Origin of the sequence: Candidatus Aquiluna sp. UB-MaderosW2red, assembly GCF_900100865.1 — a bacterium.
Classification (GTDB): domain Bacteria; phylum Actinomycetota; class Actinomycetes; order Actinomycetales; family Microbacteriaceae; genus Aquiluna.
In genome coordinates, this window is sequence record NZ_LT627734.1 from 473,025 (window position 1) to 496,113 (window position 23,089).

Sequence of the window (23,089 nt, forward strand, 5' to 3'; positions counted from 1 at the left end):
TTATCCCTTGAGCTTGATTTGTGAAATGTCTAATCTTTCGGCTTCAAAGCCGTTTACTTTTGCATCTGTTGGGTATCCAATAGCTATCCCACAAAGTAATTTATAGTCTTTTGGAACGTCAAATTCCTTTCTCACCACATCGGCCCAAATTGCCGATGCGCCCTGGGCGCAGCTGCCAAGACCATGGGCGTGGGCCGAAAGCATGAGGTTTTGCATAAACAACCCAGCATCAGAAACCGAGTGGACCCCGATGCCAGAGTGAGTGAATATAAATAGCGAAACGGGGGCTCCAAAAAACTCGTAGTTCTTGCCCCATTGCTCATCGCGACCCTTTCGGTCGCTTCTTTCTATGCCCAACATCCCGTAGAGCTCAGAGCCAACCTTTTGGCTTCTTGGCCGAATGTCTGCCGGGTAGCGCAGGGTCATTTTGTAATCACTGGTGGGCAGACCATCGCGGGTGATGAAGAGTTTGGCTTTTGCCCATAAGCCCCCTGAGAGCCCCGCAGAGGCCTTTGCCCAGCGACTTAGAAAGCCAGTGCTAATGCGCTGCAGTTTCTCCCCCTGAGCGATGCCAATAAGGTACGGGCGGGTGTTTGACCATGATGGTGCGCTCATGGCATCGGTTAGTAGTTGGTCCAGCAATTCTTGGGGAACCGGGGTGGGCAAAAAGTCTCTCGTGGTTCTTCTCGAGCTAGCGAACTCGCTAAAGGCTTGGGCTTCTAACTGGCTTTTGGGCATGAAAAGAATCTACGCCAGATGTTGGTGTTTTATCGGGTGGTAGCTTGATTACGTGCAAGAGATTATTGCCGGCCTCAGTGCGGCCGATGTGGTGCGAATTCGCGCCAGCGGGGGATTCAATGAACTTTCAAGCGCAAAGGCTAGAAGTCCAATTATCAGGATTCTTAGAATCCTGACTCAGCCGATGTTTTTGCTTTTGATCATTGCTGGAGTTGTGAGCATGATTCTGGCTGAGCCGCTTGATGCGGCGGTGCTATTGGTGATGGTTTTCGGAGTCATGGCAATCACCATCTACCAAGAAGGCAGAGCTGAAAAAGCCCTCGGAGCCCTTAGTCAATTAGCCGCCCCGAAGGCAAATGTGCTACGGGATGGGGAATGGGAAACCTTGCCTGCCAGGGAGTTGGTGGTGGGGGATATTTGCCGCATCCACGAGGGTGATCGAATCCCAGCCGATGTCGAGTTGCTTGAAACCACAAATTTGCTACTTGATGAGTCAATGCTCACCGGAGAGTCTTTGCCAGTGGCCAAGACTGTTTCCGAGTCGGCATTCGGCGGAGCTTTGGTGAACACCGGGCGGGCAATCGGTCGAGTAATCGCGATTGGGCAAGAAACCGAGCTGGGCAAAATAGGAGCTTCGATCTCCCAAGCCCCTGATCACCAAACTCAGCTGCAGCAGGACGTGAACAAGATTGTGAAGATTGTCGGGGTGATTGCAGGCCTATTGGCCATTGCTATCACTTTGATTCTTGGCTTCACCCGCACCAGCTGGCTGGATGCCGTTCTGGCTGGGATCGCTAGTGCGATGGCGATGATCCCCGAAGAGATACCGGTTGTGTTGACCCTGTTCTTTGCCATTGGAGCTTGGCGGATGTCGCAGGAAAAGGTGCTCACAAGAAAATCTGCGGTAATTGAAACCCTGGGCTCGGCAACCGTGATTTGCGTTGATAAAACCGGAACCCTCACCCTGAATCAGCTGTCGGTGGACGAGCTAATTCAGGACCCATCGGCAACCGAGCTAAAACTCTTCGCAGGGCTTGCCAGCCCGATCGACTCGGTGGACGCTGTTGACCGGGCTTTTAGTGACCTGGCCGAAGGGGCCACGGGGCGCTCATTGGTCAAAGAATATCCGATGACTGCTGACACTCCGGCTATGACCATGGTTTGGGATCAGGGTGATAACTACCTGGTTGCCATGAAGGGCGCTCCGGAGACGGTGGCTGAACTTTGCGGGGTTGATGCTCAGAACGTGCTTCAAGAGGTTCAGCTGGCAAGTGCCGGTGGCAAGAGGATAATCGGGGTTGCGGGTCTAGTTATTCCAAAAGGAGAGCTGCCCAAAGACCAGTCGGACTTCAAGCTAAAATTTCAAGGTTTAGTTGCCCTTCGGGACACGGTTAGACCTGGAGTCCCAGGGGCGATAGCTCAGTGCCACGAAGCTGGCATTCGGGTGATCATGATCACCGGAGACTTTATTGGCACAGCTCGTGAGATTGCTGCCGAGGTGGGGTTAGCGGACACTGGTGAACTAACCGGTGCTGAGCTTGATTCGCTAAGTGATGAAGAGCTAGCTATTCGAGTGAAGACGCTTAGCGTGTGTGCTCGAATGACACCGGCTCATAAGTTGCGGCTAGTCAAAGCTTTGCAAGCAAACGGCGAGGTTGTTGCGATGACCGGGGACGGTGTGAATGACGCCCCGGCACTCAAGACGGCAGACATTTCAATCGCCATGGGGCTCAGGGGCACTGACGTGGCACGTGAGGCTGCAACTCTTATCATTACCGACGATGACTTCACGTCGATAGTTGCTGGCATCAAAAGAGGTAGGGCGATCTATGCGGGAATCCGTAAATCGGTGGCCTACATAATCGCGGTGCACGTGCCGCTGTTAGGCATGGCTTTGATCCCGATTCTTACTTTGGACTGGCCAATAATCCTGCTGCCGGCGATGGTGGCATTTTTGGAAATCATCATTGACCCGGCCTGCACCATTGCGTTTCAGGCTGAGCCTGCAGAGCCCGAGATTATGCAAAGAAAACCCAGACCAGTTGGGGAGTCGCTCTTCAACTTTGAGACGCTGGGCATCTCTTTGATTCAGGGGGTAGTGGTTTTGCTGGCCGTGCTGGCTCAGTATTTTTGGCTGGTCTCTTTAGGCCGGCCAGCGGACGAGGTTAGAAGCGCCACTTTGATTCTGATGGTGCTGTCGAATCTGGCGCTGATTCTGACGAACCGCTCTTGGAATTTGAGCCTTGTGAAAACCATGTTGACTCGGAAAAACCCGAGCGTGAAGTGGATTCTTGGTTTGACTCTTTTGGGACTGTTCTTGCTTACTCAAATCGAGGTGGCTGCTCAAGCCTTCAACCTTGGCCCCACGACGGTGTGGGACTGGGCGCTCGGGTTTGTGCTGGCGGTGGCGAGCATCTTATGGTTTGAGGTTTATAAGGTGCTAACCAGAGCAAAGCGGATGGATTAGTTGATCCTTAGCGGTAGTTAGCGAATACCGTGGGCAACAGCGCACCGATGATTATCATCACCGGAATGGTTAGGGTGAGCACCCAGATTTGGACTAGGTCCCAATCAATCTTTTTCATTTTCTTCTCCTTTGCCTCTCTAACATGCTACTCGGTAGATTCGGGGTAAAAAAGAAGGGCTGGTGTTTTCACACCAGCCCTTCTTTTTAGTTTGGTTTAAGCGTGTTCGCGGTTTTCTACCTTTGCGAACTCGGCGTCATCCTCAGCGCTCTTCATGCGAGCGATGGAGAAGATCATTAGACCGAAGAGGCACTTAGCCAGGATGTCGGCTATTGAATAGCCAACCTCACGAGCTATGAAGCCACCCTCTGACGCAACTGCGCCCATGTTGAAGATGAAGGCGATTGGGTAGACACCCCAGGTTGCCAACAACAACAAACGTAGTTCCTTGATCCTGCGCTGTACTGGAGCTGACTGACGCTCTAGTGACTTGCCAAGCTCTACGAATAGTACGTAGAGGATGTAAAGGAATGGGATGGTCGAGAATAGACCCCAGAGTGATGCGTCACCTTCGTAAAGAAGGTCTAGACGAGCGTCTCCTGGGTAACCAAGACCAATCATCAGCGCCGCTGCTGGGATCAAGCGAACTAGCAATGAGCGCTGAACTGCAGCAGCTAGTGCTAGAACCGCAATGGTCTCAACCAGTAGCAGTGGAACAGTTAGGAACCAGTCGACGTAACGGTAGCCCACGTTGTAGGTTGCGCCGTCAACTGCTTCTGGACCGAACACTTCAATGAAGTTGTCGAACATACGGAAGTAGTGGTAAGCCGCGATACCGGTAACGGTAGCGGAAACCATGATTGCCATCCGGTACTTAGGAAGTACGCGGTCTTTCGCGAAGAACAAGAAGATTGTGGTGAAAAGCATGCTCGCGATTCCAAGCGAGAGCACGTTGTAAACGACTAAGTAGCCGCCAGCGGATAAATCCATGAGTGAACCCTTTCGTTGAGACTTGTTAAGAGCTGATAGAACTAAGAAAACTCGAAGAGGATTTAATCCCCACTCTTTGTTTCGAGCCATCTGCATTACTCATCTAAGTGTAGAACGAAAAGGTAGTCTGGCAAGTTCCTGACAGTGATAACGTTTTGGTAACGAACTCAGAGGCCCAGGAACCATTGGAGGTCGTTTAGCTCGGCAATACTCCCGGTGAAGCTCAATTCGAGCGTGGCGGTCTTGTCGTTGAGGATCATTTCACCCTTCGCCATTTCGATCAGAACTCCTGTTTTCGTGCGAAATTGCATCCAAGCCTCTCGCTCGCCATCCCAGCGCTTTTCGTTAACAAGTTCAATCGAGATGGTAGCTTCGAACTCATTCTCACTGACACTGATGTCACGGATTTTCAACCCAAGCGAGTTCTGTAAATCACAAGTGTTAATTTCGCAGTAAGTAACGTTGCCAGTGTCTAGCTGCGGCAGGTCTGTTCGGGGGAGAGTAACCGCAGTCACAAAAGGAATCAAACTCAAAAGCAACAGCAATGCCAAGAGCCCGCCCAGCCAAACGGTTAAACGCTGTCCCATTTGGGAAACCAACCAGGGCTTTTTCAACTTTTCCTCAAATCTTCTTCGATCAGCATGGAACATCTGCGCCTAAATCAGGGCTCATCTGAAATTGCTTGTGACAGCAACATTTTATTGTGGTTTTTATAAGTTCACCTAACCCGCCCCGCGTTGGTGCATTTCACACTGCAAATTCAAATCTTTGGTGTCGGGTGTCAATCGAATTTATTTAAATTGATCAACGACAGTGACTAATGATTAACTACCAAATCATTGGCTACCCTTAGTGGGTGCAAAAAAACCTTTTGAAAATTCAGCCCGAAGTCCAAAAAGCCATCAACGAAGGCCGAGCTGTTGTTGCCCTAGAGTCAACAATCATCTCCCATGGCCTACCCCGGCCAAGAAACTACGAAGCCGCTAAAGGCTTCGAGAAGATCTTGCGCGATAAAGGCGTAATCCCCGCCACGATTGCCATGATTAATGGCGTGGCAAACATCGGGTTAGATGAAGCCGGCATCGAGCTAATTTCAAATCAAGACATTGCAAAGGCCTCGGTCAGAGACCTGCCGATTCTGGCTGCTAAGGGGCTCTCGGGTGCCACCACCGTGGCAGCCACCGCTCACCTGGCAGCCCTAGCCGGCATCAGGGTTTTTGCCACCGGAGGCCTAGGCGGGGTTCACCGCGGTGCCGCGGAGTCTTTTGACGAATCTGCAGACCTATCGGTTTTAGGAAATACCCCAATCACAGTGGTGAGTGCGGGTGTGAAAAGCGTCTTGGATATTGCGGCCACCTTGGAGCGTCTCGAAACTCTAAGCATCCCGGTGGTGGGGTATAAAACCAACAACTTCCCGAGTTTTTGGCTGAGGGAATCAGAATTCAGCTTGGAATACCGGGTTGATTCAGCCCTGGAGGTTGCCCAAATGATGCTCGCGCAGGATTTGATTGGCGAGGGTGGTGGAATCGTCATTGCGAACCCGGTGCCCGAGGCTGAGGCCTGGGAAAAATCCGAACACGACCGTGTGTTGAAGCTGGCCTTTGCGGCAGCCGAAAAAGCCAAGGTCACCGGCAAGGAGGTAACTCCGTTTTTACTGCAATTTATTGTTGAAGCCTCCGATGGAGTTTCGCTTGATGTGAATCTAAACCTGGCTCGCAATAACGTCTTGGTCGCAGCAGATATAGCGCTGGCTTGGGCGAACCTCGGTCAGGACTAATGCCTAGGGTTTTGGTTATCGGGGATGTGATTGACGACATTCTGGTGACCCCGGATGGCGCAATCAGGGTCGATACCGATACCCAAAGCCAGATCTTTTCAAGCCCAGGTGGTTCGGGAGCCAATTTCGCCGCCTGGCTCGCGAGTCTTGGGGCTGAAGTGGATTTTGTCGGCCGAGTCGGCAGGGCAGACATCGAGCGACACTCAGTCGCACTCAGAAATGTGGGGGTGACTCCGCACCTGCAGGCTGATGACCTTTTAGAAACCGGCAAGATAATTGTCCTGGTGCAGGGTGACACCAGAAGTTTTTTGACCGATCGCGGAGCAAATCAAAACCTAGACGTTGGCGCAATTGACAAAGCCCTGTTATCGGACGCCCTCTACGTCTCCGGTTACAGCGTTTTTGATTCAGAACCCGAAGCCCTTTTGTCACTTATCAAGGACGCTAGAAAAAAAGGTATTGTGATGTGCGATCCCGGCAGTGCCGGGTTTATTCAAGACCATGGAGCCTCAAGGTTCCTCAATTCGCTTGCGGGCGTGAGTTTATTGGTGCCTTCGCTTCAAGAAGGCAAGGTCCTAGCTGGCGAGCTAGCGCCCGAACTAATTGGTGATTCGCTTTCTAGAAACTTCGACCAGGTGGTTCTGACTCTTGGACCCCAAGGCTCGATCGGCTTTGAGAAGGGCAAGCGGTTTGTTATTGAACCCACACAAGTCCTCGCCATCGACCCCACCGGAGCCGGGGATGCCTTTGCCGCCAAGCTCTTGGCAGAGCTGCTAGGTGGCAAGACCCTTGCACAAGCCCAATTAGCCGCCTCGAGGTTTGCGGCTTTAGCCACTACTAAATCTGGCGGCAGGCCCTAAGAGATTCGGAATGGATTTGCCAGGGCAATCTTTTTAAACCTTTTAAGTGAGTGATTTGAGGCGATCATGATTTGGGCAATTGCCAATGAGGTTAGGGCGATTGCTGACCATATCGTCACCCCCGATTGGTTGCCAAACTCATAATCGATGGGCGTCGATAAGAGGTAGCCGTAGGTGGCGGCAAATGGCACTAAAAGTGCTACGTAGCTCAAAAACAGCACCCAAACGTTGCGTTCTCTGCCGTCCGGATGAGTAAAGCTATACGACAAAGCCAGTGCCAACAAGGCGAGGATGGTTAAGACTGGGGGAAAAGCGGAGTGGTCAAATCCCAAGGCGGTGTGCCAGGTCAGTGGATTTTCCAGAGAATCGGCTTCGGGCCCCCAAATTTGCTCCACTAAGAGCAATAAAGCAAACGCTGCGATAACGACACCGATGGGTGAGGGGGCTTTTTTATATCCCAGCAGTCGAGCGAAGGCTAAAAGTGCCAACAGTAAATATAAGACCCCGGCAAACAGGCTGGCTTTGGGAAAACCCTGTGGAACACTTTGGCCCTGAGTGTTGATGGTCCAAATGACAATTGCCATCAGTCCCAAAAAGCCGGCGGCGGCGATGAATATCCCTGAAACCAACTTCCAGTTAAAGGGCTTTTTCAGTGCCGCTTGATTCGCTAGTGCCCCTTGGGATGCCATACGGTTTTGACTTCCATGAAGGCCAAAATGTGTTGCAGGTTTCCTTTTGCAAGGAGCCTCTGGTAGCTGCCGCGACGAATCACGCGCTTGAGGGTTTCAGCCGCCTGAATCTCAAGGTTGACAAAGTCGGCCGTACCCTCGAGGTCAATCGCATTCACATCTTGGTGCGAAGCCAGCCAGGGAGAAATCTCTGCTTCATTGCCGGTTAGCACGTTCACCACACCTCCCGGCAGGTCACTGGTGGCCAAAACCTCGGTGAGAGTGATTGCACAAAGTGGTAAAGCTTCCGAGGTCACAACCACGATCGCGTTCCCCGAAACAATCGCCGGAGCGATCGTGTTCACCAGGCCAACCAGGGCGCTTTGTTGGGGAGCAAAGGCTGCCACAACACCGGTTGGCTGGTTGGTGGAGATATTAAAGAATGGACCTGAAACCGGGTTCATGGAACCGGCAACCGAGTCAATTTTGTCGGACCAGCCAGCGTGCCAAACCCAGGAGTCAATCGCATGGTCAACCTCTAGGTTGGCCACTTTTTCACTAACACCGGTCTGTTCTTTAATCTCACTAACGAATTGTTCACGACGACCCTCGAGCAGCTCGGCGATTCGGTAAAGAATCTGGCCGCGGTTATATGCGGTAGCACCAGCCCAACCGGGCTGGGCTGCGCGGGCCGCAACAACCGCATCGCGGGCGTCCTTGCGAGAGGCTTTAGCGACATTGGCTAAGAATTCGCCCTTATGGCTTTTAAGCTCGTAGACCCGACCCGACTCGCTTCTGGGAAACTTGCCACCAATAAAAAGCTTGTAGGTCTTTTTGACATCTAGACGCATTAGTTGCCTTCCTTCAAATAAGCCATGAGGCCGTGACGGCCACCTTCTCTGCCGTACCCGGACTCTTTAAAGCCTCCAAAAGGGCTGGCCGGGTCGAATTGATTAAAGGTGTTAGCCCAGATGACTCCGGCATTGAGCTGGTCGGCTACCTTCAAAATCAACGAGCCCTTTTCGCTCCAGATGCCGGCTGATAGGCCGTATGGGGTGTTGTTGGCTTTGGCAACCGCCTCGGCCGGAGTTCTAAAGGTGATGACTGATAGCACCGGGCCGAAGATCTCTTCACGGGCAACCGTGCTGGTGGCAGCCACACCGGTAATGATTGTCGGGGCATACCAAAAGCCGTTTTTAGGGATTGGGCAATTTGGGGCCCAAGCTTCGCCGCCCTCTTTCACACCCTGTTGGACCATTGCGGTAATGCGGTCAAGCTGCTCTTTTGAGTTGATGGCACCGATATCAGTGTTCTTGTCAAGCGGGTCGCCCATCCGAATGGTCTCCATTCGGCGCTTCAGCTTTTTGATTAGTTCGTCGTGGATGGATTCTTGGACCAACAGTCTCGAGCCCGCGCAGCAAACGTGACCCTGATTGAAAAAGATTCCATTGATAATGCCTTCGACCGCTTGGTCCAAGGCCGCATCCTCAAACACGATGTTGGCGGCCTTGCCGCCAAGTTCCAAGGTCACCTTCTTATCGGTGCCGGCAATCTGCTTGGCAATCCTGCGGCCAACCTCGGTGGAGCCGGTGAAGGCGACCTTATTGACATCCGGGTGACCTACAAGCGCCGCACCGGTTTCTCCGAAACCGGTGATGATGTTCACAACACCGTCTGGCAAGCCTGCTTGCTGGCAAATCTCAGCGAACAGCAACGCCGTAAGCGGTGTGGTCTCGGCAGGCTTTAGAACAACAGTGTTGCCAGCTGCAAGAGCCGGGGCAATCTTCCAAGCCAGCATCATTAGGGGGAAGTTCCAAGGGATGACCTGGGCTGCAACACCTAGGGGTTGTGGGTTTGCGCCAAGGCCTGCGTGATCGAGTTTGTCGGCCCAGCCGGCATAGTAAAAGAACCAGGCTGAGACCATCGGGATGTCGGAATCCCTGGATTCTTTGATTGGCTTGCCGTTATTCAGGCTCTCGGCCACCGCTAGTTCGCGGGCTCGCTCCTGAATAATTCTGGCGATTCGGTAGAGGTATTTGCCGCGCTCAGCGCCTGAAAGTTTTGACCAGGTTTTTTCAAAGGCGTTTCTTGCCGCCTTCACGGCTAGGTCAACATCCTTCACCGAAGCGGTTGTGATCTCTGCCAGTACTTCTTCGGTAGCGGGGGAGATGGTCTGATAGGTGTCGTGCGGCTTGGTGAACTTGCCATCGATGAATAACCCGTAGCTTGGTTTAAAAGAAACTATCGCCCTGGATTCAGGTGCTGGTGCATACTCAAACATTTCTACCTCTAGTCCACGGTCACATAATCGGGGCCGGAGTAGTTTCCGGTTTTTAGCTTTTGTCTTTGCATCAAAACATCGTTTAGCAAACTTGAGGCACCAAACCTAAATAAATCCGGGGTGAGCCAAGTTTCACCGGCTACCTCTTTGACAACCACCAGGTACTTGATGGCGTCTTTGGCTGTTTTAATGCCACCGGCTGGCTTCACGCCGATCAGGTGCCCGGTTTGGTCGTGCCAGTCTCTAACCGCCTGGAGCATCAAAAGTGTGATTGGCAAGGTGGCGTTCACGGTCACCTTGCCGGTCGAGGTCTTGATGAAATCGCCGCCAGCCAGCATGGCTAAATAGCTCGCCCGACGGATATTGTCGTAGGTCTGAAGCTCACCAGTTTCGAGGATGACCTTTAGGTGCGCGTAGGAACCATCGGCTCTTTTACAGGCCTCTTTGGTGGCTTGAATTTGCTTATAAACCTCAAGGTAATTGCCAGCCAGAAAAGCCCCGCGGTCAATCACCATATCGATCTCATCGGCGCCAGCTTTTACCGCATCCTTGGTGTCCAAAAGCTTCACCGGCATCGATGCTCGGCCGGAAGGAAAGGCGGTGGCTACTGCTGCCACGTGAATCTTGGAGTTCCCCAACGCCTTTTTCACATGAGCAACCATGTCCCCATAGACGCAAATTGCGGCTGGAGACGGGCAGGCTAAATCGGTTGGGTCTGGAGTTATGGCCTTGAGAGCGAGTGATCTAACTCTTTGTGGGGTGTCGCTACCTTCTAAGGTGGTCAGATCCATCATCTTGATTGCCATGTCCAGCGCCCAGGCCTTGGATGTGGTTTTGATGGATCTAGTAGCGAGGCTTGCGGCACGCGCTTCGAGCCCGACCTTATCTACGCCCGGCAAAGAATAAAGCCAGCGTTTGAGGCTCTGATTAGTTATGCGTGAGCCAACTAAAGCCTCTGGTTCAAAATTGGGCAACTTCACTCCTAGAAGAAATACCCTATGAGTCTAGAGGTAGGAATTTTGTGGCGGTCAGCTCTTCACTGGTTAGCCAGAGCCGCTGCATCGTGTCGAGCTTCTTGGATCTAGAGCTACCTCGAATGGTCTTTGGCTCCCCCCACATTTCCCATTTCGGGCCAATAAAATCCCCACCTGAAATTTCTTGATTCAGCACCGCTTTAATTTGAGAGCGAGCGCCCTGTTCAGCGCTTTGCGCAAAGCGGTCCCAAGGGGTTGGGTTTCCACCCTGCAGGCCGGTAAGTGCCCAGCCGGGGTGAGCGGCGATTGATCTGGTCTTTGAACCATGAAGCCGACCGCGGATTTCTAGCTCGCGAGCAAAATAAAGGCAGGCCAACTTGGTGTCTGCATAGCGCTGCCAGCGATGGTATTTACTCGGGTCGCTTCCTCTAATCTCTGCGATGCTCGCCGATTTGAGGTTTCCCCTTCGATGCACGATTGAACTGAGGGAAATCACCTTCGGGGCATCGCCTTTTTCTAAGTTTTTCCATAGCAGCGAGGTAAGCAAGAAGTGGCCGATGTGGTTGGTTGCCATCTGTGACTCGATGCCCTCAATTGAGAGTGAGAAATCCGGCCCCATCAGGCCCGCATTGTTCATCAACACTTCGACTGGCTCTTTTATCTCTGCGGCAAAGCTGCGCACAAGATCCAGGTTAGAGATATCCAGTACCCGCTCGTGAATCTGCACGTCTGGGTATTTTTGGCGGAGATCTTCTGCCGCCTTGAGAAGCCGCTCTTCACCCCTAGCGATCAAATACAGGTTCATGCCCTCTTGGGCCAGGGCGTGGGCTGAGACTAGGCCTAATCCGGAGCTCGCTCCGGTGATAATCGCGGTCTTTTGCTTGAGCTGCACTGCTCTCCTAATGTAATTCTTATCCAACTGCCTTTTGCTAATCGCCCCTGTGAAGCAAAAAAGCGCCACTTTAGGGGCAGCACTTTCAAAACATTACTAGAGCAGCTGGGTTTTTAAGAGCTTTATTTTTTGCCAGCCTGGGAGCCAGTGAAACGGCAATACACTTAGCGAGGCCTTAGTCAAGATCGGAAGTGCCGATTGCAACCAAGCACCCGCCTTACGATTCGGTTGGGCATCTCCCAATTCATCGGCTGGAGCTCGGGTTTTTACCTACCGGCCATCCTGGCCGTGCCAATATCCAAATCACTGGGCATCGGAACCGAAATATTCTTCTGGGCCTTCACCATGGCGCTTTTAGTATCTGCGTTTTTGGGACCGGTGATCGGTAAGTGGATTGATCTTCTCGGCGGGCGAAAAGTATTGCCCTTTGGAAACCTCTTTTTTATAGCTGGCCTTTTGGTTTTGGCTCTCAGCACTAGTGTGCCAATGCTGTTTATCGCCTGGCTACTTATAGGCGTTGGTGCGGCAATGGGTAACTACGACGCCGCTTTCGCAACCGCGGTGAACTTTTTTGGCAATGATGCCAATAAGGTCATTGCTGGAATCACTGTGTTTGTTGGGTTCTCTTCAACAATATCTTGGCCGCTAAACGCCTGGGTAAGTGACAACTACGGCTGGCAGAGTGCGGTCTTGATCTGGGCCGTTGCGCACCTAATAATCGGCTTGCCACTGAACCTCACGATTCCAAAATCAGAACCTCGAATCAAGGCGGTAGCCCAGAAGCCAAAACCTAGGTTGGCTAAAGCTCGCGTTCGCTTCGATTTACTGATTGTGGTTTTTGCGGTGATGTTTGCCCTCGAGGGCTTCATGGTCGCTTCGGTAAACACCACATTGCCCTACCTCTTGGGAGAGCTCGGGGCTTCAGCTCAGGTGGCTTTATTTGCCGCAGCTATTTTGGGACCATCTCAGGTTTTGGCGCGGGTGCTGATTGTGGTGTTGGGCAAGGTCATGTCACCGATGCGGGTAGCGGCGGTGGCTTTTTTGGCTCACCCGGCCGGTGTGGTTTTGATTTTGCTTTTAGGCGTGGATGCGCTGGTGCCGTTTGTCATCCTGCACGGCATCTCCGTTGGGCTCGATCCATTTATCCGTGGGACGCTGCCACTGTTGTTTTTTGGTCCGGAAGACTTTGGTCAGCGTCAGGGCTACATCATGATGCTCTCAAAGATTGTGGGAGCCGCAAGCCCGCTGCTGCTGACGATTTTGGTTGTCAGAGACCCGACGCTTGCCATCATCACAACCATGAGCATGGGGCTTGGTGCCACCGCTTTACTAGTCTGGCTTTCGTTTATTCGCAAAGCACAGCTGCGAAAAATAGCCCCGATTAGTGACTGAGTAAATCCAGGGGGTTGGAGGTTTTGACCCACTTTGCTATGCCTGAATAGGGACCAAACCCGTCATCAAGAGAGAAGTGCCCGGCGCCTGGGAATATCAATGTCTCAAGAGCCAAGGAATCGTAGAACCCGGGACCCTCGGGTTGCCAACGGTCTTGATCGCTGGCAAGCACTGTGATGGAGCGGGCCCACTTATGCATTTGAGGCACCAGGTTCGGGTGTTGATACTCGAGCGCCTCGCCTTTAATTCCCGAGGCTTGAGAGGTGATGGCGGGGTCTGGAATCGCCACCAACAGCACCCGATCAAACGGCTTTAGAAACTGATTTGTGAGGGCGCCCAGCAGCCAGTTGACGGTGCCGAGAGAGTGTGCGATGGCGATTTTTTCGCCACCTGAAACCTCGTCCATCATGGCGGACTCCTGCTGCAAGAGCTCTTGCCAGTCGGCGGTATCGGGAAATTCGGGGTTGGGAAACTGCGGGTACCAAACCTGGTTGCCGTTATTTCTGAGTTCAGCTGCACTATGGCGCATCCAGTGACCTAGGGGTCGCTTACTGGTGTAGCCGTGGAGAAAGAGGATTCGGTTCACAGAATCAGCTTAGGTAATCAAATTCATGAGGCCCAGGTTATCCACAGATTTTTTTCCTGTTGCCTAGCTAAGGTTAGCTAAGCAATAATTGGGCCATGATTCACGTTTATAACATGCACGAGGCTAAGACCAATTTATCGAAGCTCGTTAAGCTGGCCGAGGCGGGCGAGAAGATTGTCATTGCACGGGCTGGGAAGCCGAGTGTTGAGCTAACGATTGTGAGGCCAAAGCCCAGGCCCAAACTCGGGGAGTTTGAGCCGCTGGATATTTGGATTCCCGAGGACTTTGATGCCTTGAATCCAAAGATTTGGAAAGATTATCTTTGAGCACCAAGCTTTTGCTACTTGATACAAGTGCGCTTGTTTTCTACTTCCAGGGCGGTAAACGATTCGGGAAAAAGACTAAGAGCCTCCTCGAGTCAGCGATATCACTTTCTCTTTCACCACTTAGTTTCTTTGAAATCGGCTTGATGCAAAGAGGATCAAAGCGGGAGGCCAGTTTGCCTAGCCTCGATGGTTTTGCGGAGCTTGGCTTTGAGACGATGGCCTTTTCACTCGAAGCCTCCGAGGCGGCCCTTGAGCTTCCCGCGGCGATAAAAGACCCGTTTGACCTGATGCTGCTTGGCCAAGCCAGCGCGGCTTCGATGGGATTTGTTACCTCAGACCGAACTATCATCGAGGCTGGCTTGGACTTTGTAATAGACCTGAGTCTTTAGGCCATCAAGTCTGAGATGCCAACATAACCGGTCTCAATGTGCCCTTCGATGCCCCCTTGGGAGCCCTCGCGACCGATGCCGGATTGCTTTACCCACCAAATGGTCCGGCAGGGTTAGAGACGATTCCGGTGTTCAGCCTAAACACCCCAACCGCTAATCGCTTAGCTAGTCGCAGGCCGCGATTCAGGTCCTTGGTGAAGGCTTAGGCAACCAGGCCGTATTCGGTGTTGTTCGCCAGCCGCATCGCTTGATTCGAATCTTTGAAGTTGTAAATTGGAGCCACCGGTCCAGAGATTTCGTTGGACAAAATGTCACAGTTTCCGGGCACGGACCTCAGAACCGTTGGCGGGTAGAAATAACCCTCAACCCGGGCTTCATTTATCTAGGGAGTGTTCGTGACAAGGCCTAAACCCTTTGCCCATCGGCTTGGCTAGTCATCAAACACTCCTTCGCGGAATACTTAGACTTGCCACCTCAAACGAAGCGAATTTGCAACTACCGAAACGCTCGAAAAGGCCATTGCTAGACCTGCGAGCATCGGGTTTAGGAGCCCAAGTGCCGCGACTGGAATCAGCACAATGTTGTAGCCAAAGGCCCAGACCAGGTTTTGCATAATGTTGGCATAGGTTCGCTTCGCCAAGCGCAAAGCGAAAGGAATTGCTCTTGGGTCATCATCCAAAATGGTGATAGCGCTGGCGGCCTGAGCCGCGTGGGCGCCAGACCCCATGGCGATACCAACACTTGCCGCGCTAAGTGCCGCGACGTCATTGATGCCATCTCCCACCATGGCGGTTGGAACTGTGGCATTTTGCAAATATTCAAGCTTGCCCTCGGGTGTGATGTGCCCCTCGAACTCTGTGACGCCGAGTTCGCCTGCGATGTATTCCACTCGCTTGGGGTTGTCTCCGGATAAGAGCATCGAACTTATACCCGCTTTAGAAAGCGTAGCTACGGCCGCTTTTGCGTTTGGTCGAAGCTGGTCGCTGAGCTCGATTAGACCGTGCGCCCAGCCTTCCCAAGCAACAACCACCAGGGTATTGGGTCCGGCCTTGGAAATCGCTTCATCAAGCTCGGCTTGGTTTTGATAGCTGCCCGGTTTTTCAACAAAGACCTCTAGGGAGTCGATTAGACCGAACATGCCCCTTCCGGGGACTTCTTTGATGTCGGTGGCAGTTTTGGCACTCGAAAGTTTTGCTATTGCTTTGGCCACCGGGTGCTTGGAGCCAGCTTCGATGGCTGCGGCATAAGCCAGCATTGTTGCGGTGCCGGCACCGCCAAGGCCAACCGAGTTCACGACCCGTAGCTCGCCATCTGTGAGCGTTCCGGTCTTATCAAAAACCACCCGCCTTATTTTGGCCAAGAGACGCAGTGAATCGGGGTTGCGAATAACCACTGAGCGCTTGGTGCCAACCGAGGTTGCCACCACCAAGCTCATCGGAACCGCAATCCCCAAAGCGCAAGGGCAGGCGATCACCAAAACTGCAATCGCGGCCTCGAAGCCCGTGACACCATCGGCCAGTACAAAGTTCCAAACCAGATAGGTTCCGATGGCAATCAGAATCACAATCGGCACAAACACCGAGGAGATCTGGTCGGTGAGTGAGCTGAGTTTGGTCTTCTGAGCCGTTGCCTCGCGAACCAAATCCGCAATTCTCGAGAGCCTCGAGGTTGCCGCAGACGCGGTGACCTCGAGTTTGATTTCACCAGAGAGCGAGGTTGCCCCGGCACTTAGCACCGCACCTTTTTCAAGCTCACTCGGCAGTGACTCACCGGTCAGGGTGGAGTTATCAATCGAGGCGTGGTTGGAAAGCAAAATACCGTCGGCCGGGATTCTTTCTCCCGATGCCACAAAGACCAAGTCACCGGATCGAATCAGGTGGCTCGCTACCTCTTGTCGAACCCCATCCCTTTCAACGGTGGCGGTTTCGGGCAGCGCGCTCAAGAGCGCTCGCACCGAGTCGGTGGCGCTTCTTCTAGCCCTAACCTCGATGTATCTTCCGATCAAAACCACTGTTGGCACAACCGCCGCCACCTCAAAATATGAGTGCATGCCGTGGTCGAAAAGCAAAAATACGCTGTAGAAGTATGCCGCGGTTGAGCCAAGCGATACCAGAGTGTCCATCGTTGAGTCAAAGTGCCGAGCGTTCTTGATGGCCGCTTGGTGAAAAGGGAAGGCCACATAGAAATAAACGGGCGTGGCAAAGGCGGCCACTAGCCAAACCGAGCCGTCAAAGAAAAACGCTGGAATCATCGCAAAGGCCATCGCCAAAACGCTCAGAACCGAGCCAATAAAGATTCTGGGCCTGAGCTTGGCAAGTTCGGGCTTACCGGCGCCAACCGTGTAGCCGGCGTCGGAGACCGCCTTTTTTACAACATCCAAATCCACCGCAGAGCTAAAGCTCAGGTGCGCCTTCTCGGTTGCAAAGTCCACGTAGGCGCTGACCCCCTCGACCTTATTGAGATTCTTTTCGACCCTTCGGGCGCAAGCCGTGCAGGTCATGCCCTCAATCTCGAGTTCTAGAGGCGCATTAGGCATCGAGGGTTGCAAAACTCTTCGCGGTGTAACCAGCCTCGGCTACCGCTTCAACAAGCTGATTGTTTGTTACGTTATCCGCCTCAAGCACTGCCTTGCCAGTCTCGTGGTCCACCTTCACTTGGCTCACGCCAGTGATGGCCTCTAGTTCCTCGGTGACGCTTTTGGAGCAGTGACCACAGGTCATGCCCTCGATGCTGATTTCGATTTTGCTCATTTTCTATTTTCCTTCCGGGTGGTAATTGCAAAGATCGCCCGAGCGAAGCCTGGGCTTGTCTTTGGAAAACTTTTGGTGCAGCCAGCAGCCGGCACAAAAACCGAAGGCCGCTTCGGCGAATAAAAAGACCATGCAAACTGCACACAGGGCTAAAGTTAGGGAGCCCTGCAGCCCCAGCCAACCTGTCATGAAACAGGCAAGCACGACCATGCCAAAGCCGATGGCCCAGGCGGTTTGCTTGGGCTTCGCCTCAACCCATTCGGGTCTTTGGTTCCTGACAAAGAAACCACCGACTACCAAGCCTGGCGAAAAGCGTTGGCCAAAAAATAACCTCATGAACATGTCAAACATAAAAAATGCACCGAAGGCTCTCAGAAGGTCAAAGTCCCCTGAGGTTGCGGCAATCAGCCAACCAGAGAAGCCAAAGACAAAGAGCAGGCCGGCACCGGCTCGCACTGCTCTTTCATTGAACACTGCGAAATCATGATCGGGGATCATTACCCCGAATGAGGTTTGGGTAATGGTCATGAAAATAACTTTGCAATCTGGCCCCAACGCTCGGTATTGAGCGAATACCAGACCCAGGTGCCGCGGCGCTCGCGGTTGATGATGCCAACCTCGGAGAGTTTTTTGAGGTGGTGACTGATGGTTGGCTGGCTGAGCCTGAGTGGGCCGGTTAGATTGCAGACGCAAGCTTCTTTTTGGTCAGACTTGGCAATCATTGCCAAGATCTGCAACCTGGTTGGGTCGGCTACCGCTTTTAGCAGCTCCGAGAATTCCTCGGCTTTGGTTCTTGCCATCAGCGAGGACTCCGCGCCGGGAGCGCACTCCAGCAGTTCCAGCCTCAGGTTATTCACTTTAAGTTCACTTCCTTAGATAGACAATCATCTATAAGCTCAACCTAAGCCTAAGTCATTCAGTCAGGAAATCAAGTGCTAATTATTAAAGCGCGCAAGTATCTTGCGGAGTTTTTGGGAGTTGCGATTTTAGTTGCGACGGTAATTGGTGCGGGTTTTATGGCTGCCGAATTAAGGGCCGATCCGGCCCTTAGTCTTTTGATGGCAGCTTTGGCCGTCGGTGCGGTGCTGTTCGTGTTAATCACGACTCTGATTGGCGTCTCCGGGGCTCAGCTAAACCCCGTGGTGACAATGGTGCTTGTTATTCAAAGAGTGATGCCTGCCAGAGACGCCTTTTGGTATGTCGTTTTTCAGTTGTTGGGTGGCTTTGTCGGTGCCGTAATCGCAAACGCAATGTTTGAGAAAGCCCTGATTGGCCGAAGCGATTTGTTGCGGGCGGGCAGTGGCCAACTGATTGGTGAGCTGGTGGCTAGTTTTGGATTGGTTTTTGCCATTTTGGTTTTGATTCGAATCGACAGAGCCGTTCTGATTGCTCCGGTGGTGGGTGCCTGGGTTTTGGCCGGGCACCTTTTCACATCCTCGACCTCATTTGCCAATCCGGCCGTGACTTTTGGTCGCGGTTTCACGGATGCAATTTCGGGCATTCACTGGGATTCAGTGCCGGGCTTTGTGGTGTTTCAGATTCTAGGTGCACTTTTAGCCCTAATAGTTTTCATATTTTTCTATCCAAAAACTAAGGAGCAAAAATGATCGCCTCGGTAATGTTCGTCTGTGTTCATAATGCGGGTCGCAGCCAAATGGCAGCGGGTTATCTGAGTCACCTGGCAGGTGATCGGATTGAGGTGCGCTCCAGCGGCACAGCCCCGGCTGATTCGGTCAACACTGCGGTGGTTGAGGCCATGGCTGAAGAGGGCATCGATATTTCGAAAAACACGCCCAAGGTGCTTACCAATCAAGATGTCAAAGATTCCGATTATGTAATAACCATGGGCTGCGGAGATGCCTGCCCGTTTTATCCCGGGAAGGTTTATTTGGATTGGCAGCTACAAGACCCAGCCGGCCAGGGAGTGGATTTTGTCAGGCCGATTCGCAACGAAATTAGAGCGTTAGTTGAGGCCCTAATCTCTCGGATTGACGCTAAAGAAAAATAGTCAATGCTTCACAGCTTTCACACTGAAAACTGTCCTGTTTCTGGCGTACACTTTTGGGGTATTCCCGCCTGGGTGGTCGCGGCAATAAATTTAGGCGGATTTGATTGAACTGGCTTGATGCGCAACACATCATCAACTCTTTTGGCGACTGGGCAGCAATAGCCGTAGCCGCGGTAATTTTTCTAGAAACAGCCTTCATCCTGACATCTTTTTTGCCTGGCGACTCGCTGCTATTTCTCACCGGCCTTGCCTTGGCAACTAGCGAAAGCTGGTTGCCAGATTGGCTTGGGTTTATTTTGATCTGGATGGCTGCCTTTTTTGGCAGCCAGGTCGGGTACTGGATTGGATACAAAATTGGCCCGCCATTATTTGAGCGAAATAGTAATTTCCTATTGAATCAAAGGGTTTTGGATAAAACCCACGAGTTCTTTGAAAAGTACGGCGCCAGGGCGGTTGTGATGGCAAGGTTCTTGCCAATTCTTAGAGCCTTGATCCCGATGTTGGCTGGAATCTCAAAAATGGATTCCAAGCGCTTTACCAAACTCAACGCCCTGGGTTCCACGATTTGGGTTGGGTTATTTATGTTTGCCGGCTATTGGCTGGGGCAGTTCCCGTTGGTCAAGAACCACCTAGAAATCACTGTGATTATCATCATCGTTTTCACCACCATGTTGCTGCCAATTGAGATTCTGAGAACTCGCATCGCCAAAAAAATAGCTGCTAAAAAGGCGCGTTAGCGTTTTTTGTCAAAGAACTCTTTCAGTATTGCTGAGCATTCCTTTTCAAGAACTCCGGGGATAACCTCGATTGGCTTACCAAGTCTTTGGTCTCTTAGTAGGTCCATGATCGAGCCTGCAGCACCAACTCTTTGATCCCAGGCCCCAAAGACCACCTTGGGGATTCTGGCGGCAATGATTGCCCCGGCACACATCGCGCAAGGCTCCAGGGTGACAATGAGCGTGCAACCGATCAGTCGGTAGTCATGTAGTTTTCTAGTGGCCTGTCTAATAACCTCGATTTCAGCGTGTGAGGTGGGGTCTTTTAGGGCCTCTTTGCGGTTGTGACCGCGTGCGATGACCTCGCCCTGGGCATTGATCAGAATTGCCCCCACTGGCACGTCTTCGCCTGCCTTAGCGGCCTCTATCAGAGCCAGTTGCATAAACTCAAGATTGTTCACGCATCAGAGCCTAGAACTAATAAAACCGGTTGTCATTTTTGGTAATAAATTGACAATCCGGGTTTTATCCCGCATTCTTTTCCCAATGACTACTCGGGCCGCCTCTCTAGCGAAGCAAAGCTTCGCAATGATGTCCTGCCCGATGTGTATGTGCATGCGCACGTGTCTGTAATCGAAAACTCTTAGTTTTTCGATCACCCCCAGGCACCAGCATCCCGACAAACGCACGTGATTCGTGCCTTTATCCCATCCGCACATAAAAAAGGAATTCGAAAAATGTCATTAATCACTAAAACCGAAACCCAAGCTCGTGGCTTCGCTCTCTACGTTGGCATCTCCGAGCAGGAGGCTCAAGCCGCGGGATTGTCTTTAGCCCAGCTTGCCCAGGAGCTGCGCCAAAGAGTGGCCGAGCTGGTGCCGCAAAAGGCCAATGAAACCTATGCGGCGATTGCTTTGGCTCCGGTAAACACCGCCGGCAGTAACCTCGCTATTACCCGCCTAGCTCTTCATGAACCCAAGGCCACCAGGGCGATAGCGCCAGCACCCCAGGCCACCAAGCCCGCTAAGGGAATCGTGGTTGACCTCATTAGAAGAAGGCTCTTTGTTGATGGCAGAAGCGCAAATTTGACTTCAAAAGAATTCGAACTCTTAGCATTTCTAATCGAGAACGAGGGCAGCACGGTGACTCGATCGCAGATCGCCGGGATCTCAGAGCGCTGCGGTGAAGCCAAGCTTAATTCCAGGACCATCGATGTTCACGTGCGCAGGCTGCGCTCTAAGATCTCGGGCTATGAGGATATTGTTCGCACCGCTCGCGGCAGCGGCTATCGTTTTGATAAGCACCCCGATGTTTTGATTGAAGAGCTATAGGAAAAAAATGGCCCAGGTGAAACTTTCTGAATCCAGCGCTCTTCAAAAGCTGACGGATCTTGCGCTAGATCTAAAGGACAAGGTCCCAACCCCAATCATCCTGATAGACGGTAGAGCCGCTGCCGGCAAAACCAGCCTCGCAAATCAATTGGCCGAGTCGGTATTTCAGGCCGATAAACAACTCCCCAAGATCATCCACATGGATGATCTCTACCCGGGCTGGGAGGGCCTAAGAGCAGGCTCTAATTACCTAACCCAACAGATTCTTGCCCCGCTATATTCTGGCAAAGCCGCAAGCTGGCAGGTTTGGGATTGGGAGTTGGGTGAAAGAGGAAGTGGTTTGGAATCTGGCAATGGTTGGCGAGAGTTTGATGGCGGGAATCTTCTGATCATCGAAGGTTGCGGGGCACTCAGCAGACAGGCGGCTGAGCTTACCCAGCTAAGTGTTTGGGTCGAATCGGAGTCGACAATAAGAAAAGAGCGCTTCTCAAATCGAGACGGCAAAGCATTTGATGGTTTTTGGGGAATCTGGGCGGCTCAAGAGGATGAATTTTATCAAACCGAATCAAGCCCCAAGCTGGCTGACTACCTAGTAGTCAATTAGCTAACTCGGTTCGCTCTCCAGGTTCTGACCCCTGCGATGAGGCTGAGCGTAATCACAACAATCGCAATCACATAGACCATCGAGCGAACCCAAGGGATCGTGTAGGTGAAGTAGCCCGCGAGGGTCAGCCCACAACCCCAGAGCATTGCCCCGGTTAGGTTTGCGCTAAAAAACTTGTAGTAGTTCATCTTTCCAATGCCGGCCAATGCCGGCATGATTACTCGGCCCCACGGTATGAAGCGGGCCACAACAATCGACCACCAGCCATAACGCAGGTAGAACTGCTCGGAGCGAGCAATCGCCTTAGTGAGCCAGGGGCCTTCTCGCTTATCTAAATAAGGTCTCCCGTAGTGCCGGCCCAATGTGTAGCCCACCTGATCGCCCAACCAGGCCGCGACCCCGACCCCGACCACCATGAAGTAGATGTTGATTGATTCGGGGTGAGCGGCGGCAATTAGGCCTCCGGCAAAAATCAGTGAGTCACCGGTAATAAAGGGAATGAAGGCTCCAATAAATAAACCAGTGCCCGCAAAAACCAGACCAAAAACAGCAACATAAAACATGATTGGGCCGACTATGTCGAACCAGCCAACTATGGTCTCGGTCGCAGAGGACCGAATCAAAACTGTGGGCATAGCGAAATTCTACCCAAGGCCGTGGCTGACAATCTCACTGAGATCCTTGCGATCCCGAACCAGCCGCTCGCGCTCTTGAATCGATTCTGGCTGGTTACTCACATCGCCCTGCTTACCAATCGCAATGATGCAGACCACCCAAACATCCGGAACCTGCAAAACCTCTTGGGCTTTGTCTTGGACAAAGCCGCCCATGTAGTGAGCCCTAAGACCCATGGACTCGGCTTGAAAAACGATCTGTGCAGAAGCTAGCCCGGCATCATAAAAAACGCCAGCCTGCTCGTGATCCTCGCCTTTTGCAGATTTCTTATCGGCCATAACGGCGATCAGTGCCGATGCACTCGGAGCCCAGGACTGGTTGAAGCCAATCAGTGCTTCGGCGGCCAATGCATCAAAGACATCGGTGTCGCGCAGTAAAAGCGCAAATTTCCAAGGTTGCCGGTTGCTAGATGATGGAGCCCAGCGGGCGGCTTCCATCAGGGCGAGCCCTTGTTGGGAATCAAGTTCGTGGCTTTCATCAAAGACCCGGGGACTCCAGCGATTCTTTAGAATCGCTGAGATTGGAACCTTTGTTTCGGCTGGCTTTTGAATTATTTCTGAATTAGTCATCCTGCTAACTAACAAGTCGACTCAAGGAATGCTTCCAGCCGAATCAATATGCAGCTAGCAATCCAAATTAACAGCTCTGATTGCAAATGGGCTTCTAA

The 23,089-nt window shown here is 52.4% G+C and carries 27 protein-coding genes and 1 pseudogene; 11 read left to right on the top strand and 17 right to left on the bottom strand.

The window, feature by feature from the left end; genetic code table 11:
* Positions 1-738 carry a nitroreductase gene (locus BLP47_RS02410; RefSeq protein ID WP_091850022.1) on the bottom strand — a complete coding sequence of 246 codons (738 nt, stop codon included), beginning with the start codon at positions 736-738 and terminating at the stop codon, positions 1-3.
* 52 nt (positions 739-790) lie between these two features.
* Here BLP47_RS02410 and BLP47_RS02415 point away from each other — a divergent pair, with 52 nt between their 5' ends.
* Entirely contained in the window at positions 791-3,205 is a 2,415-nt protein-coding gene (locus BLP47_RS02415; protein ID WP_091850024.1) for a cation-translocating P-type ATPase, read from the top strand.
* Positions 3,206-3,419: 214 nt separating this feature from the next.
* Here the strand turns inward: BLP47_RS02415 and BLP47_RS02420 are convergent, their stop codons facing one another.
* Positions 3,420-4,193 (bottom strand): bacteriorhodopsin-like, encoded by a 774-nt coding sequence (locus BLP47_RS02420; protein WP_091852831.1) that lies wholly within the window; start codon positions 4,191-4,193, stop codon positions 3,420-3,422.
* A 167-nt stretch (positions 4,194-4,360) separates the two neighbouring features.
* A complete protein-coding gene (locus BLP47_RS02425) occupies positions 4,361-4,780 on the bottom strand; it encodes a hypothetical protein (protein ID WP_157671413.1) in 420 nt (139 codons plus the stop codon).
* Between the two features lie 269 nt (positions 4,781-5,049).
* Between BLP47_RS02425 and BLP47_RS02430 the strand changes: the two genes are divergently transcribed.
* A complete protein-coding gene (locus BLP47_RS02430; RefSeq protein ID WP_091850028.1) occupies positions 5,050-5,970 on the top strand; it encodes a pseudouridine-5'-phosphate glycosidase in 921 nt (306 codons plus the stop codon).
* Positions 5,970-6,830 (top strand): carbohydrate kinase family protein, encoded by an 861-nt coding sequence (locus tag BLP47_RS02435; RefSeq protein WP_091850030.1) that lies wholly within the window; start codon positions 5,970-5,972, stop codon positions 6,828-6,830. Before BLP47_RS02430 ends, BLP47_RS02435 begins: the two co-directional genes overlap by 1 nt.
* Here the strand turns inward: BLP47_RS02435 and BLP47_RS02440 are convergent.
* From BLP47_RS02440 to BLP47_RS02460, 5 genes are read right to left on the bottom strand one after another with little or no spacing between them, the layout of a single operon-like run.
* A complete protein-coding gene (locus tag BLP47_RS02440) occupies positions 6,827-7,519 on the bottom strand; it encodes a hypothetical protein (protein ID WP_091850032.1) in 693 nt (230 codons plus the stop codon). The two genes, BLP47_RS02435 and BLP47_RS02440, sit on opposite strands and share 4 nt — an antisense overlap.
* Positions 7,498-8,349, bottom strand: a complete 852-nt coding sequence (locus tag BLP47_RS02445) for an aldehyde dehydrogenase family protein (RefSeq protein ID WP_091850034.1) — start codon at positions 8,347-8,349, stop codon at positions 7,498-7,500. Before BLP47_RS02445 ends, BLP47_RS02440 begins: the two co-directional genes overlap by 22 nt.
* Entirely contained in the window at positions 8,349-9,779 is a 1,431-nt protein-coding gene (locus tag BLP47_RS02450; RefSeq protein ID WP_091850036.1) for an aldehyde dehydrogenase family protein, read from the bottom strand. Before BLP47_RS02450 ends, BLP47_RS02445 begins: the two co-directional genes overlap by 1 nt.
* 8 nt (positions 9,780-9,787) lie before the next feature.
* Positions 9,788-10,753 (bottom strand): deoxyribose-phosphate aldolase, encoded by a 966-nt coding sequence (deoC, locus tag BLP47_RS02455; protein WP_371325793.1) that lies wholly within the window; start codon positions 10,751-10,753, stop codon positions 9,788-9,790.
* 22 nt (positions 10,754-10,775) lie between these two features.
* Complete coding sequence (locus tag BLP47_RS02460) at positions 10,776-11,645, bottom strand: SDR family NAD(P)-dependent oxidoreductase (protein ID WP_157671415.1); 870 nt, start codon at positions 11,643-11,645, stop codon at positions 10,776-10,778.
* Positions 11,646-11,873: 228 nt separating this feature from the next.
* Between BLP47_RS02460 and BLP47_RS02465 the strand changes: the two genes are divergently transcribed.
* On the top strand, positions 11,874-13,037 hold the full coding sequence (locus BLP47_RS02465; protein ID WP_157671417.1) for an MFS transporter: 1,164 nt from the start codon (positions 11,874-11,876) through the stop codon (positions 13,035-13,037).
* Here the strand turns inward: BLP47_RS02465 and BLP47_RS02470 are convergent.
* Positions 13,027-13,623, bottom strand: a complete 597-nt coding sequence (locus BLP47_RS02470; RefSeq protein ID WP_091850044.1) for an alpha/beta hydrolase — start codon at positions 13,621-13,623, stop codon at positions 13,027-13,029. The genes BLP47_RS02465 and BLP47_RS02470 overlap by 11 nt on opposite strands.
* 95 nt (positions 13,624-13,718) lie before the next feature.
* On the opposite strand from BLP47_RS02470, the gene BLP47_RS02475 reads away from it, so the two are divergent.
* On the top strand, positions 13,719-13,949 hold the full coding sequence (locus tag BLP47_RS02475; RefSeq protein ID WP_091850046.1) for a type II toxin-antitoxin system Phd/YefM family antitoxin: 231 nt from the start codon (positions 13,719-13,721) through the stop codon (positions 13,947-13,949).
* Positions 13,946-14,338: a type II toxin-antitoxin system VapC family toxin gene (locus tag BLP47_RS02480; RefSeq protein ID WP_091850048.1), complete on the top strand. Its 393-nt coding sequence runs from the start codon at positions 13,946-13,948 to the stop codon at positions 14,336-14,338. Before BLP47_RS02475 ends, BLP47_RS02480 begins: the two co-directional genes overlap by 4 nt.
* Here the strand turns inward: BLP47_RS02480 and BLP47_RS08635 are convergent.
* From BLP47_RS08635 to BLP47_RS02505, 5 genes and pseudogenes are all read right to left on the bottom strand, one after another.
* Positions 14,335-14,699: pseudogene (locus BLP47_RS08635) on the bottom strand (aldehyde dehydrogenase family protein); the annotation flags it as partial. The gene BLP47_RS02480 and the pseudogene BLP47_RS08635 sit on opposite strands and share 4 nt — an antisense overlap.
* Positions 14,700-14,798: 99 nt before the next feature.
* Positions 14,799-16,874 carry a cation-translocating P-type ATPase gene (locus BLP47_RS02490; protein WP_091850050.1) on the bottom strand — a complete coding sequence of 692 codons (2,076 nt, stop codon included), beginning with the start codon at positions 16,872-16,874 and terminating at the stop codon, positions 14,799-14,801.
* On the bottom strand, positions 16,867-17,088 hold the full coding sequence (locus BLP47_RS02495) for a heavy-metal-associated domain-containing protein (protein ID WP_091850052.1): 222 nt from the start codon (positions 17,086-17,088) through the stop codon (positions 16,867-16,869). Before BLP47_RS02495 ends, BLP47_RS02490 begins: the two co-directional genes overlap by 8 nt.
* A 3-nt stretch (positions 17,089-17,091) precedes the next feature.
* The gene (locus BLP47_RS02500) at positions 17,092-17,616 is read right to left on the bottom strand and encodes a DUF4395 domain-containing protein (protein ID WP_091850054.1); all 525 of its coding nucleotides are present in this window, start codon (positions 17,614-17,616) and stop codon (positions 17,092-17,094) included.
* Positions 17,613-17,945 carry a metalloregulator ArsR/SmtB family transcription factor gene (locus BLP47_RS02505; RefSeq protein ID WP_249883385.1) on the bottom strand — a complete coding sequence of 111 codons (333 nt, stop codon included), beginning with the start codon at positions 17,943-17,945 and terminating at the stop codon, positions 17,613-17,615. Before BLP47_RS02505 ends, BLP47_RS02500 begins: the two co-directional genes overlap by 4 nt.
* Before the next feature lie 75 nt (positions 17,946-18,020).
* Here BLP47_RS02505 and BLP47_RS02510 point away from each other — a divergent pair, with 75 nt between their 5' ends.
* The 3 genes from BLP47_RS02510 to BLP47_RS02520 all read left to right on the top strand — a co-directional run bounded on the left by BLP47_RS02510 (position 18,021) and on the right by BLP47_RS02520 (position 19,833).
* Entirely contained in the window at positions 18,021-18,695 is a 675-nt protein-coding gene (locus BLP47_RS02510) for an aquaporin (RefSeq protein WP_157671419.1), read from the top strand.
* Positions 18,692-19,096 (top strand): arsenate reductase ArsC, encoded by a 405-nt coding sequence (locus tag BLP47_RS02515; protein ID WP_091850059.1) that lies wholly within the window; start codon positions 18,692-18,694, stop codon positions 19,094-19,096. The genes BLP47_RS02510 and BLP47_RS02515 overlap by 4 nt, the downstream gene beginning before the upstream one ends.
* 104 nt (positions 19,097-19,200) lie before the next feature.
* The gene (locus BLP47_RS02520; protein WP_091850061.1) at positions 19,201-19,833 is read left to right on the top strand and encodes a DedA family protein; all 633 of its coding nucleotides are present in this window, start codon (positions 19,201-19,203) and stop codon (positions 19,831-19,833) included.
* On the opposite strand, the gene tadA is transcribed toward BLP47_RS02520, so the two are convergent.
* Complete coding sequence (gene tadA / locus BLP47_RS02525; protein ID WP_371325794.1) at positions 19,830-20,273, bottom strand: tRNA adenosine(34) deaminase TadA; 444 nt, start codon at positions 20,271-20,273, stop codon at positions 19,830-19,832. The genes BLP47_RS02520 and tadA overlap by 4 nt on opposite strands.
* A 276-nt stretch (positions 20,274-20,549) precedes the next feature.
* Between tadA and BLP47_RS02535 the strand changes: the two genes are divergently transcribed.
* Together BLP47_RS02535 and BLP47_RS02540 are read left to right on the top strand one after the other, a co-directional pair.
* Positions 20,550-21,143, top strand: coding sequence for a winged helix-turn-helix domain-containing protein (locus tag BLP47_RS02535; protein ID WP_091850067.1), 594 nt, complete (start codon positions 20,550-20,552; stop codon positions 21,141-21,143).
* A 7-nt stretch (positions 21,144-21,150) separates the two neighbouring features.
* Positions 21,151-21,747: a hypothetical protein gene (locus BLP47_RS02540; protein WP_091850069.1), complete on the top strand. Its 597-nt coding sequence runs from the start codon at positions 21,151-21,153 to the stop codon at positions 21,745-21,747.
* On the opposite strand, the gene BLP47_RS02545 is transcribed toward BLP47_RS02540, so the two are convergent.
* Positions 21,744-22,382, bottom strand: a complete 639-nt coding sequence (locus tag BLP47_RS02545) for a DedA family protein (RefSeq protein ID WP_091850071.1) — start codon at positions 22,380-22,382, stop codon at positions 21,744-21,746. The two genes, BLP47_RS02540 and BLP47_RS02545, sit on opposite strands and share 4 nt — an antisense overlap.
* Positions 22,383-22,391: 9 nt before the next feature.
* Positions 22,392-22,991 carry a nitroreductase family protein gene (locus tag BLP47_RS02550; protein ID WP_091850074.1) on the bottom strand — a complete coding sequence of 200 codons (600 nt, stop codon included), beginning with the start codon at positions 22,989-22,991 and terminating at the stop codon, positions 22,392-22,394.
* Positions 22,992-23,089: the final 98 nt, after the last annotated feature.

Excerpts from the sequence above, each read along its gene's own strand:
- BLP47_RS02410 (WP_091850022.1), bottom strand. The coding sequence starts at position 738 with ATGCCCAAAAGCCAGTTAGAAGCCCAAGCCTTTAGCGAGTTCGCTAGC.
- BLP47_RS02420 (WP_091852831.1), bottom strand. The coding sequence starts at position 4,193 with ATGGATTTATCCGCTGGCGGCTACTTAGTCGTTTACAACGTGCTCTCG.
- BLP47_RS02425 (WP_157671413.1), bottom strand. The coding sequence starts at position 4,780 with ATGGGACAGCGTTTAACCGTTTGGCTGGGCGGGCTCTTGGCATTGCTG.
- BLP47_RS02435 (WP_091850030.1), top strand. The coding sequence starts at position 5,970 with ATGCCTAGGGTTTTGGTTATCGGGGATGTGATTGACGACATTCTGGTG.
- BLP47_RS02440 (WP_091850032.1), bottom strand. The coding sequence starts at position 7,519 with ATGGCATCCCAAGGGGCACTAGCGAATCAAGCGGCACTGAAAAAGCCC.
- BLP47_RS02445 (WP_091850034.1), bottom strand. The coding sequence starts at position 8,349 with ATGCGTCTAGATGTCAAAAAGACCTACAAGCTTTTTATTGGTGGCAAG.
- BLP47_RS02450 (WP_091850036.1), bottom strand. The coding sequence starts at position 9,779 with ATGTTTGAGTATGCACCAGCACCTGAATCCAGGGCGATAGTTTCTTTT.
- BLP47_RS02475 (WP_091850046.1), top strand. The coding sequence starts at position 13,719 with ATGATTCACGTTTATAACATGCACGAGGCTAAGACCAATTTATCGAAG.
- BLP47_RS02490 (WP_091850050.1), bottom strand. The coding sequence starts at position 16,874 with ATGCCTAATGCGCCTCTAGAACTCGAGATTGAGGGCATGACCTGCACG.
- BLP47_RS02495 (WP_091850052.1), bottom strand. The coding sequence starts at position 17,088 with ATGAGCAAAATCGAAATCAGCATCGAGGGCATGACCTGTGGTCACTGC.
- BLP47_RS02500 (WP_091850054.1), bottom strand. The coding sequence starts at position 17,616 with ATGACCATTACCCAAACCTCATTCGGGGTAATGATCCCCGATCATGAT.
- BLP47_RS02515 (WP_091850059.1), top strand. The coding sequence starts at position 18,692 with ATGATCGCCTCGGTAATGTTCGTCTGTGTTCATAATGCGGGTCGCAGC.
- BLP47_RS02535 (WP_091850067.1), top strand. The coding sequence starts at position 20,550 with ATGTCATTAATCACTAAAACCGAAACCCAAGCTCGTGGCTTCGCTCTC.
- BLP47_RS02540 (WP_091850069.1), top strand. The coding sequence starts at position 21,151 with ATGGCCCAGGTGAAACTTTCTGAATCCAGCGCTCTTCAAAAGCTGACG.
- BLP47_RS02545 (WP_091850071.1), bottom strand. The coding sequence starts at position 22,382 with ATGCCCACAGTTTTGATTCGGTCCTCTGCGACCGAGACCATAGTTGGC.
- BLP47_RS02550 (WP_091850074.1), bottom strand. The coding sequence starts at position 22,991 with ATGACTAATTCAGAAATAATTCAAAAGCCAGCCGAAACAAAGGTTCCA.